We start from the raw sequence: 472 nt of genomic DNA, 5'->3' as shown, positions 1-472 counted from the left end.
CCCTTCGGCCTACCATCAGAGTCGTAAAACCGGCGCGAAGGGACACGCATGAAGCACGCGGACATCATCGGCAAGCTCACGCTCGAAGAGAAGTGCGAGCTCCTCCAGGGCAAGACAACCTTCGGGAGCTGGCCGCTGCCCGAGCGCGGCATCCCCGCAATCGAGTTCTCCGACGGGCCCAACGGCGTGCGTCACCAGGCGGGCGCGGCCGATCACCTCGGCCTCAACGGCTCTGAGCCCGCGACTTGCTTCCCAACCGCCGTCACCGTGGCGAACACCTGGGACGAGGACCTCGGCGAGCGCATCGGCGCGGCCATGGGCGAGGAGGCCGTGGCGCAAGGTGTGAACGTCCTTCTGGGCCCGGGCCTCTGCATCAAGCGCAACCCGCTGTGCGGCCGAAACTTCGAGTACTTCTCCGAGGACCCGCACCTCTCCGGCAAGATGGCCGCCGCCTACGTGCGCGGCATCCAGT

At 67.6% G+C, this 472-nt stretch carries 1 protein-coding gene; it reads left to right on the top strand.

The window, feature by feature from the left end:
* Positions 1 to 48: 48 nt before the first annotated feature.
* Positions 49 to 472 (top strand): glycoside hydrolase family 3 N-terminal domain-containing protein (locus tag ACT84W_RS07765; protein WP_444328788.1); only part of this gene is annotated, 424 nt, incomplete at its 3' end.

It is taken from the genome of Paratractidigestivibacter sp., assembly GCF_052362415.1.
Lineage (GTDB): Bacteria > Actinomycetota > Coriobacteriia > Coriobacteriales > Atopobiaceae > Paratractidigestivibacter.
This window is presented reverse-complemented; position numbering and strand designations above follow the sequence as displayed.